This window comes from Aeromonas salmonicida subsp. salmonicida (genome assembly GCF_001643305.1).
In the GTDB taxonomy this organism is placed as follows: Bacteria; Pseudomonadota; Gammaproteobacteria; order Enterobacterales; family Aeromonadaceae; genus Aeromonas; species Aeromonas salmonicida.
Genome location: NZ_LSGW01000046.1, coordinates 123,177 through 132,535 on the forward strand (window position 1 = coordinate 123,177; position 9,359 = coordinate 132,535).

The window sequence follows — 9,359 nt, forward strand, 5'->3', positions numbered from 1 at the left end:
AGCACGAGTGAAAGCACAAGAACAGATAGCAGGGCTGCTGGCGGCACTGGAGCAGGTGATTTTGGGTAAGCCGCTGCAACTCAAGATAGCCCTGGTCACCCTGCTGGCCCGTGGTCACCTGCTGATCGAGGATCTGCCCGGCATGGGCAAAACCACCCTGGCACACGGGCTGGCACAGGTGCTGGGGCTCGACTGCCGGCGAGTGCAGTTCACCGCCGATCTGCTGCCCGCCGACCTGCTGGGGCTGCAGATCTTTGACACCCACCAGCAGCAGTTTCGTTTTCACCCCGGCCCCGTCTTTACTCAGATGCTGCTGGCGGACGAGATCAACCGTGCCAGCCCCAAGGTGCAGAGTGCCCTGCTGGAGGCCATGGCCGAGGGGCGAGTGAGCATCGAAGGCCACACTCACCCGCTCCCCGCCCCCTTCTTCGTCATCGCCACCCAGAATCCGGCGGATCAGGCGGGCACCTATCCCTTGCCCGAGTCCCAGCTCGATCGCTTCGCTGTGCGCCTGTCGCTCGGCTTTCCACCACGGGAGGCCGAACGCCAGCTGCTGCGAAGCGGTAACCAGACCAATCCTCTGACCCGGCAACTGGATGCTGCCGGGCTGGCCACCCTGCAGGCAGAGGTGGATGCCATTCATGTCTCCGATGCCACCCTCGACTACCTGCTGGCGCTGGTACACCAGAGCCGCTTCGATGCAGAGCTGCCCCAACCTCTCTCCCCCAGAGCAGCCCAGACCCTGCTGGCGGTGAGCCGGGCCTGGTCATTGGTAGCGGGGCGCCGTTTCGTCACTGTGGAGGATGTGCAGGCCGTCTTCCCCTACGTTGCCGAGCACAGGCTCAGAGGCAGCTTCGGGGTACAGCGCGGCGAGGCCAGCCCCCTGAGCCAGCGCCTGCTGGCCAGCGTCAGTCCGGACAATCCTTGATGAAACGCCCCCTGCTGGGCTGGCGCCGGTTCAGGGAGCAGTGGCAGCAACGCTGGCTGACCCGCCGTATCCCCCCCGCCCGCCAGATGACACTGGGGCGGCGCAGCCTGTTTATCCTGCCCACCCGCATGGGGCTGCTCTATCTGCTGGTAATGAGCGCCATCTACCTGCTCGGAACCAACTACCAGAACAACCTGGTGCTGCTGGTCTCTTATTGCCTCGGCAGCCTCTTCATGGCCGCCATGTGGCTTACCCATCGCAACTTGCTGGGGCTGGAACTGCTGGGAGGTTCGACCGTGCTGGGGGAGGCGGGCAGCCAGGTCCCCATCCAGGTGACGGTACGAAGCGTGCGCCCGTGTCAGGCGCTGTACTTTGCCCTCAATGAAGGCTCGCTCTGGCTGGCGCAGGCAAACTCGACACCCCAGAGCCTGACCCTGCCGGTGCGGGGAATACAACGCGGCCGCTTACCACTGGGCCGCCTTCGGGTAGAGAGCCGCTACCCACTCGGTCTGTTTCGCTGCTGGTCGCTGCTGGATCTGCAACTGGAAGCCTGGCTGGCCCCCAAACCTCTCTATGGGCCACTGCGGGGCGGTTCGCCGTCAGGGCAGAAAGGTACCCAGGGTCAAGCTGGTCCCGCCCCCCTCGGCGATTTCGACATGTTGCGGGCACACCAGGTCGGGGAACCCTTCGGCCAGATTGCCTGGAAGCAGTTCGCTCAGGGGCGCGGCCTGCTGGTCAAGCAGTTCCAGGAACCCGAACAAGATGACACTCACCTCAGCCTGCAAGGCGTCACAGGCACGGATCTTGAGCAGCGACTGTCAGCCCTGGCCTGGTGGTGCGCCGATTATGGCAAGCGGGGCATCCCTTTCACCCTGACCCTGACAGGCCAGACCCTGGGCCCGGAGAGCGGCCCCGCCTTTCTTCGGCACTGTCAGCTGGCATTGGCCCGCTTCGATGACAGAGCCGGATCTGTAGACGAGGGCTCTCCCGATGCTGCTCGATAATCGCCGTCTGCTGCCCCTCATCGCCTTGCAACAAGGTGTGCTGGTGCTGGCACTCTGGCCCCAGCTGCAGCTCTGGGTCGTCGCAGTCGGCGCCATCACCCTGGGCGTGCGGGCCATGATGCTGTGGCAGGAGTGGCGTTCGCCCCCTGCTCGCGCACTGGCGCTGCTGGCCATCACGGGGGTTCTGCTGTTGGCCTGGCAATGGCGGGTGCTGTGCACGCTGCCAGCCCTCATCAACCTGCTCTGGCTCGGCTACAGCCTGAAGATGATAGAGGTTCGGCGGGAGCGGGATATAGAACAGGTGCTGCTGCTCGCCTTCTTTCTCATCGCGCTGGCGCTGGTACAACGTCAGAGCATGGGCTGGGCACTGACCATGGCAGCTACACTCTGGCTGACGGTGAGCACACTGGTGACTGCCGTGGCACCGGAGCAGAGACAGCCGTGGCGCAGCGCCGGCGCCTCCCTGCTGTTGGCCCTCCCCCTGCTGCTGACCCTGTTTCTGGTGCTGCCAAGACTGCCCCCGCTCTGGCAGATGCCGACCACCAGCCGCGCCCTGTCGGGGCTCTCGGAAGAGGTGGGCCCCGGCGACATCAGCGAGCTGGTCAACTCCTCCGAGCTGGCCTTTCGCGTCACCTTTGCCGATGGCCCGCCCCCCGCCAGCGAGCGCTATTTTCCGGTGATGCGCCAGGAACAGTTCGATGGCCGCCGCTGGCTGCTGAGTGCCGAGACCCGGCAGTGGCAGCAATCCCAACCCATGCAAACAATACAAGTGCAAACCGGCGCAGGTCCCCTGCCCCCCGCCAGTTACGAGGTGATCGCGGAACCTCAGCGCCACCGCTGGACGCTGGCGCTCTCCCAGCCCAGCGTCTTGCTCGGCCCTGTGCTGGTCAGCCCGCTGGCAACCCTGTATCGCCGTGATCGGGGGGATCAAAGGATCAGCTACCGGGTCACCACAGCACCGACGGCGCTGCCTGCCGACACTGCCACCCTGCGGCGCAACCTGCAACTGCCCGTCGCCGGCAACCCAAGAGCCCGCGCCCATGCCCAGGCACTGAAGGCCCGCCATCCCGTGCGAGCCGAGCTCGTCGCCGCCCTGCTCGACGGCTTTCGGCGCGAGCCCTTCTACTACACACTGCAGCCCCCCCTGCTGGGGCCTGACGGGGTGGATGACTTCCTGTTCAACAGCCGGCGCGGTTTTTGTGGTCACTACGCCATGGCAAGTGCCTTCGTGCTGCGAGCAGCCGGGATCCCGGCGCGGCTGGTGACCGGTTATCTCGGCGGGGAGTGGAATCCCCAGGGCCAGTATCTGGAGGTGCATCAGTTCGATGCCCATGCCTGGGTGGAGTACCTGGATGACAGTGGTAACTGGCAGCGACTGGACCCGACGGCGGCGGTGGCACCGCAGCGGGTCGAGGGCGGCATGACGGCAGCCTTGAGCGAAGAGTTCACCGCCGCCGATCCCCTCTCCCTGCAGCGCTATCGCCAGTGGGCCCTGCTCAACCAGCTGCGCTGGTGGGGAGCCAACCTCGACTATCAATGGACGCGGCGGGTGCTCAACTACGATGCGGCCCGGCTGTGGCAACAGGTGGGGTTGCGCTGGCCGGCCCTTGCCAGTCATACCCCCTGGTTGATCCTGACCTGCTTGCTGGGAGTAGCCACCCTGATCGGCACCCTGCTGCTGTGGCCGGGACGGGCTCTGCCCCACCTGAAGGTATGGCAACCTCTGCTCAGACGGGCTGCCCGCCAGGGGCGGCAACCCCATGCAGGGGAGAGTCTGGCCAGCTGGTGCGAGCGGCTCATCCCCCTTGACCCAGAGCTGGCGCGGCCACTGCTGCGCTGCGCCTGGCTCTATCGGCGCTGGCGCTATGCCCCTCTCTCCGAACAACGGCGGCAACAAGCCCTGCGACAACTGCAACGACGGCTGCGCCAAACCTGCCAGCTATGGGACAAGCGCCGGTAGTGACAAGCCAGCCACCATGATACGCAGACAAAGATCCACCAAAAACATAAGGGGAGCCAATGGCTCCCCTTCTTTATCATCCCATGTTGACCTGCGCAGGGTTTAAAGCTGCTTGCCATGCTGGGTCGGGTTATCCCAGATCCCCTCTTCCAGCTGGCTGCGGATCTCGGGGTACTTGTTGGCATCGAAGGTAGGCACCTTGCCCAGCTTGAGCTGATCGTTGTAGTCCTTGGCCAGCTTGATGGCCACGCTGGAGAGCAGCAGTATGGCCACCAGGTTGACGATGGCCATCAGCCCCATGGAGACATCCGCCATGGCCCACACGGTCGGCAGTTCACCCACTGAGCCGAACATCACCATGCCCAGCACGAACATCCGGAACAGCATCAGACCGCCCTTGTGGTTGTGCTCCAGGAACACCAGATTGGTCTCGGCGTAGGAGTAGTTCGCCACTATGGAGGTGAAGGCGAAGAAGAAGATGGCTGCCGCGATGAAGATGTTGCCACCGCCACCTATCTGTGAAGAGAGTGCACGCTGGGTCAGCTCAACACCCGTGATGCCTGAACCGGGTTCAAACTGGCCGGACATCAGTATGATGGCCGCAGTACAGGTACAGATGACGATGGTGTCGAGGAAGACCCCCAGCATCTGCACATAGCCTTGGGAAGCCGGGTGTGGCGGATAGGGCGTCGCGGTCGCGGCGGCGTTGGGAGCTGAGCCCATACCCGCTTCGTTGGAGAAAAGACCACGCTTGATGCCGTTGATCATCGCCTGGGAGATGGCATAACCCATGGCGCCTGAACCTGCCTGCTCGATGCCGAAGGCAGACTTGATGATCAGGGCAAATACCCCGGGCAGCTCGGTGATGTTCATCGCCACCACGAACAGCGCCATCAGTATGTAGGCCAGCGCCATGAAGGGCACTACCAGTTCGGCGAAACGGGCTATGCCTCGAATGCCGCCGAAGATGATAAGGCCGGAGAGCACCACCAGCGCCAGGCCGGTAGCCCAGTCAGGAATGCCGAACGCTACCTTCATCGCCAGGCTGATGGAGTTGGCCTGCACCGCATTGAACACCAGGCCGAATGCCAGCAGCAGACAGAGGGAGAATACCACCCCCATCCAGCGCATGCCGAGACCGCGCTCCATGTAGTAAGCCGGGCCACCACGATAGTTGCCATCCTCATCCTTCACCTTGTACAACTGGGCCAGGGTGCTCTCAACGAACGCCGTCGCCATACCAATGAAAGCGATCAGCCACATCCAGAAAATGGCGCCCGGGCCACCCAGATAGATGGCAACGGCCACACCGGCCAGGTTGCCGGTACCCACTCGGGCGGCAAGGCTGGTACAAAGAGCCTGGAAGGAGGAGATACCGGCCTTGTCTGATTTGCGGCTATTGCGCAAGACGGAGAACATGTGGCCGAAGTGGCGAACCTGAATAAAACCCAGGCGGAAGGTAAAGAAGATGCCGACCCCTATCAGCAGGTAGATGAGCACAGCTCCCCACATCAGGTCGTTTAGCATTGCGATCAAGGTGTCCATATTTCTCTCGTTGTTATCACATCCATGGCCAGTCTGCGCTGACCCCTTTCTGTCTATTTCTGAATTAGCGTTTCACTAAAGGGGCGGAATCTAGCATAGCGAGGGAGTTCAGAATAGTGATCCCGATCACTACAGAAACAAAAAACAAGCGTTTCAACGCAATAAAGCTTCATTTAACACGCAAAGTTTCAACAAAACTGAGAGTCAAATTTATCCGGCGACAAATTAGACCCAAAAGAGAATATTTTGGCAATTATCCACATAGAGGTAGCCGTGCTCGCCAGGAGACAAACTATTGCGCAAGCGTTTACCTGAAATGGCTTTCAAAATGGGGCGGCTTCGCCAAACGTTTTACACGTAATAAAATTTCAAGTAGCTAAGCACACAATTTATGTGATCGACTACACAAAACCGATAATCAACCAAAAAAGTTGTTTTTATCAGGGGATAAAAACGATCACGAAAAATGGATAAAAGTCGTTTTTAATCAAATACTTTCACCCACTACTTCCCACTGCTGGCAAGGACTGGATGATAAGCATACAAGCCACCCTATTGCAGGATGAGCCACATCCGTATTAATTAGGCAGGCAGTGGCGATGGGCCTCCCCCATCGTGCTTTTCTGAGCCTGAGTCGCCGTGATTTTGTAATTTTATTTCAGAACTGTCGTCTCACGCCCGCCACCCCAGAGCCTGCGCCCTCACCAAGAGAATGCGCCCTCATAAAGAGATGATATTTGCCATGGCCGATAAATTAACCCAGCTGAAAGCCCTGACCACAGTTGTCGCCGATACCGGTGATATCGAAGCCATCAAGCGCTACCAGCCCATCGATGCCACCACCAACCCGTCCCTGGTGTTGAAGGCATCCGAGATCCCCGAATATGCGGCGCTGATCGAAGACGCCATCAGCTGGGCCAAATCCCAGAGCCAGGACAAGGCACAGCAAATCATCGACGCAGGCGACAAGCTGGCGGTCAACATAGGTCTGGAAGTGCTGAAAATCGTTCCGGGCCGCATCTCCACCGAGGTGGATGCCCGTCTCTCCTTCGACACCGAAGCCAGCATCGCCAAGGCCCGCAAACTGATCCGTCTCTATAACGAAGCGGGCATCGCCAACGATCGCATCCTGATCAAGCTGGCCTCCACCTGGGAAGGCATTCGTGCCGCCGAGGTACTGGAGAAAGAGGGTATCCAGTGCAACCTGACCCTGCTGTTCTCCTTCGCTCAGGCCCGTGCCTGCGCCGAAGCCGGTGCCTTCCTGATCTCCCCGTTCGTGGGCCGCATCCTCGACTGGTACAAAGCCAAGCACAACCGTGACTACACCCCGAGCGAAGATCCGGGCGTGGTCTCCGTCACCGCCATCTATGACTACTACAAGCAGCACGACTACCCGACAGTGGTCATGGGCGCGAGCTTCCGCAACACCGGCGAAATCCTGGAGCTGGCCGGTTGTGATCGTCTGACCATAGGCCCTGCCCTGCTGGAAGAGCTGAGCAAAACCGAAGGCGCCGTGGTGCGCAAGCTGAACTACACCGGCGAGCGCAAGGCAAAACCGACTCCGATGTCCGAGGCCGAATTCCGCTGGGAGCTGAACCAGGACGCCATGGCTCACGAGAAGCTGGGTGAAGGCATCCGTATGTTTGCCGTCGATCAGGGCAAGCTGGAAACCATGCTGGCCAGCCGCCTCTGATAAGGTGGCTGGACCAGACAGAAACCGGGCTCCCGCGAGGGAGCCCGGTTTTTTTATGAGCGCTTGATCCCTTGTCATGAGTTCGTCACGAAAACGTTTTATTTTCAATGGCGTTATGTTATACGGGTGATGAAAACGAGAATAACCAAGGAGGGAGCCATGGAAATGTTCAACTTCGATTATGACGATGTAGTTGAGCTCGGTTCGCGTAGCCGCGGGACAACGGGAAAAAAACGTAAATGGCGTGAGATTGAGGCGTTGAAAGATAAACATCGCCTGCAGAAGGAGCTGCAATCCATCGACATCGCTTATGAAGGTCTCTCAGACGAGATCGAACTGTAAAAACAAGGCCCCGGTTCAACCGGGGCCTTGTTTTTGAGTACCTTGCCCTCAGGACGAGGGAGGCAGCGAGAGCCGTTGGGCCAACTCCTGAAAGTGCTGGCTGATCTCGGCGCCAAACAGGGGATCCCCGATAGCGCGATTCTGCCAGAGCTGCTCCAGGTGACGCCAGTCATCCTCGGTCAGTGAATCACGCAGATGAGGGAAGATGACCGCCTCTTCATAGTTCATGTGCGCCTCTTGCAGCGCCACAAACTGCTCCAGCCTGGCGGTGAACTGATCCAGCGGAATGACCGAATCCATCAGTATCATCTCCACCATCTCCTTGAGCTCGGCACCGGCACCCAACAATCTGGCGTGCTCCTCCTGCAGCCTGTTGGCCACCTCCCCTTCCACCACCCGGTATTTCAGGTAGTAGTCGTAGATCATGTCCTCTTTCGGATGGTGGTACTTGTCAGAGACCTCTCGCAAGTAGTCCACCGCGTCCCGGATCAGGAAGTAGCTGACTGGCTGTTCATTGCGAATGGCGACGAGCTTGTGTTTGAGCAGCGTCAGCAACCTGGCGATATTGAGATGGTCCTTGTGCAGACTGGATAACATGGGCACTCCTTGCGCTGAAATGGGAAGATCCTGTCTCGAGTATACGGTCATTTATCGCGCTAACTTTGCACTCAATCAAGTCATCTGCAGACAAGGCGACAAGCAAGCAAGAGCTCAGCCCCCTCACATACGCTCGTCAAGCCCCACCAATTCGGCTCCTCAGCCCATGTGCAGACACCAAGCCACCCTCACCAGGATCCGTTCATGACGTGACCAGAGCAGGCTTGCCCGCGACACTTATGGCCGTTACCCGCAGACCGAATGCCAGTTGATGGGGCTCATCCCCTGTTGGGACAGCAGACGATTGGTCTCGGAGAAGTGGCCGCAACCGATAAAACCGCGATGAGCCGAGAGCGGACTGGGGTGAGGCGCACTCAGCACATGGTGTCGGCTCCGGTCAATAAAGCGTCCCTTCTTCTGGGCATGGGCCCCCCACAGCAAAAAGACCACTCCCTGACAGCTGGCATTGATCTGCTCGATAACCCTGTCGGTGAAGGTCTCCCAACCCAGATGGGCGTGGGAGTGGGCCATGCCCGCCTGTACCGTCAGCACTGTATTGAGCAGCAAGACCCCTTGCTGGGCCCAGGATTCAAGAAAACCGTGGTTGGGTGTGACAAAGTCCGGCAGATCCCGCTGCATCTCCTTGTAGATATTGACCAGAGAGGGAGGCGTACGCACACCGGGCAGCACGGAGAAGCAGAGGCCATGGGCCTGATTTGGGCCGTGATACGGGTCTTGCCCCAGGATCACCACCTTGACCTGATCCAGCTCGGTCAGCTTGAAGGCGTTGAACACCTCGGTCGCGGGAGGATAGATCACCTTGCCCGCTTCCCGCTCGCTCCTGACCGTCGCCAGGGTCGCCTTGAAATAGTCCTGCTCTTTTTCTGATCCAATCACATCTGTCCAGGTCCGCACCCCAATATCCTCAATTAATACGGCAAGGGGCTCAGGATAGGGGGCCAGACAGCAAGACGCAACCGTAGCGCCATCGTCTGAGCCCACCAAGCAAGGCTGTATCCTTGAGTGATAACACGCAGCAGGGGGCATCTCCCGCCCCCGGTATCGCAGGCCAGCGGCCACACTCGGTCACGCTTCCTCCCAGCGGGCTGTACAGCCCTTCTATATAGAAGAGAAGATCAATGGCTACAGGCCCCATCTCCAGCGCCATGGCTCCCTGACCCATACTGCCGATGAACCAAAGCATCTATCCCTTCAAGAGAGAGCCGAGCACCTTAATCACGGGGGAATACCCTATAAGATGTAGTTAAATTACTAAATAGCTGTTCCGAA

The 9,359-nt window shown here is 59.9% G+C and carries 9 protein-coding genes; 5 read left to right on the forward strand and 4 right to left on the reverse strand.

Going from position 1 to position 9,359, the window contains the following annotated elements; translation table 11 throughout:
* Positions 1-7: 7 nt before the first annotated feature.
* From AXW79_RS05765 to AXW79_RS05775, 3 genes are read left to right on the forward strand one after another with little or no spacing between them, the layout of a single operon-like run.
* Positions 8-928: an AAA family ATPase gene (locus AXW79_RS05765; protein WP_005316965.1), complete on the forward strand. Its 921-nt coding sequence runs from the start codon at positions 8-10 to the stop codon at positions 926-928.
* Positions 928-1,932 (forward strand): DUF58 domain-containing protein, encoded by a 1,005-nt coding sequence (locus tag AXW79_RS05770; RefSeq protein ID WP_005316967.1) that lies wholly within the window; start codon positions 928-930, stop codon positions 1,930-1,932. The genes AXW79_RS05765 and AXW79_RS05770 overlap by 1 nt, the downstream gene beginning before the upstream one ends.
* Positions 1,919-3,892, forward strand: coding sequence for a transglutaminase family protein (locus AXW79_RS05775; protein ID WP_005316969.1), 1,974 nt, complete (start codon positions 1,919-1,921; stop codon positions 3,890-3,892). Before AXW79_RS05770 ends, AXW79_RS05775 begins: the two co-directional genes overlap by 14 nt.
* A gap of 102 nt (positions 3,893-3,994) precedes the next feature.
* Here AXW79_RS05775 and AXW79_RS05780 read toward each other — a convergent pair whose 3' ends face one another.
* On the reverse strand, positions 3,995-5,437 hold the full coding sequence (locus AXW79_RS05780; protein ID WP_005316972.1) for an alanine/glycine:cation symporter family protein: 1,443 nt from the start codon (positions 5,435-5,437) through the stop codon (positions 3,995-3,997).
* A 742-nt stretch (positions 5,438-6,179) separates the two neighbouring features.
* Between AXW79_RS05780 and tal the strand changes: the two genes are divergently transcribed.
* Both tal and AXW79_RS05790 read left to right on the forward strand, forming a co-directional pair.
* Complete coding sequence (gene tal / locus AXW79_RS05785) at positions 6,180-7,130, forward strand: transaldolase (RefSeq protein ID WP_005316974.1); 951 nt, start codon at positions 6,180-6,182, stop codon at positions 7,128-7,130.
* Between the two features lie 159 nt (positions 7,131-7,289).
* Positions 7,290-7,472 (forward strand): DUF3545 family protein, encoded by a 183-nt coding sequence (locus AXW79_RS05790; RefSeq protein WP_005316976.1) that lies wholly within the window; start codon positions 7,290-7,292, stop codon positions 7,470-7,472.
* Positions 7,473-7,520: 48 nt separating this feature from the next.
* Here AXW79_RS05790 and AXW79_RS05795 read toward each other — a convergent pair whose 3' ends face one another.
* From AXW79_RS05795 to AXW79_RS05805, 3 genes are all read right to left on the reverse strand, one after another.
* A complete protein-coding gene (locus AXW79_RS05795; RefSeq protein ID WP_005316978.1) occupies positions 7,521-8,069 on the reverse strand; it encodes a hemerythrin domain-containing protein in 549 nt (182 codons plus the stop codon).
* 246 nt (positions 8,070-8,315) lie between these two features.
* On the reverse strand, positions 8,316-8,984 hold the full coding sequence (ung, locus tag AXW79_RS05800) for a uracil-DNA glycosylase (RefSeq protein WP_005316980.1): 669 nt from the start codon (positions 8,982-8,984) through the stop codon (positions 8,316-8,318).
* Between the two features lie 31 nt (positions 8,985-9,015).
* Positions 9,016-9,273 carry a hypothetical protein gene (locus AXW79_RS05805; RefSeq protein WP_005316983.1) on the reverse strand — a complete coding sequence of 86 codons (258 nt, stop codon included), beginning with the start codon at positions 9,271-9,273 and terminating at the stop codon, positions 9,016-9,018.
* Positions 9,274-9,359 lie beyond the last annotated feature (86 nt).

Excerpts from the sequence above, each read along its gene's own strand:
- AXW79_RS05790 (WP_005316976.1), top strand. The coding sequence starts at position 7,290 with ATGGAAATGTTCAACTTCGATTATGACGATGTAGTTGAGCTCGGTTCG.
- AXW79_RS05795 (WP_005316978.1), bottom strand. The coding sequence starts at position 8,069 with ATGTTATCCAGTCTGCACAAGGACCATCTCAATATCGCCAGGTTGCTG.
- AXW79_RS05770 (WP_005316967.1), top strand. The coding sequence starts at position 928 with ATGAAACGCCCCCTGCTGGGCTGGCGCCGGTTCAGGGAGCAGTGGCAG.
- tal (WP_005316974.1), top strand. The coding sequence starts at position 6,180 with ATGGCCGATAAATTAACCCAGCTGAAAGCCCTGACCACAGTTGTCGCC.
- AXW79_RS05805 (WP_005316983.1), bottom strand. The coding sequence starts at position 9,273 with ATGCTTTGGTTCATCGGCAGTATGGGTCAGGGAGCCATGGCGCTGGAG.
- AXW79_RS05775 (WP_005316969.1), top strand. The coding sequence starts at position 1,919 with ATGCTGCTCGATAATCGCCGTCTGCTGCCCCTCATCGCCTTGCAACAA.
- AXW79_RS05780 (WP_005316972.1), bottom strand. The coding sequence starts at position 5,437 with ATGGACACCTTGATCGCAATGCTAAACGACCTGATGTGGGGAGCTGTG.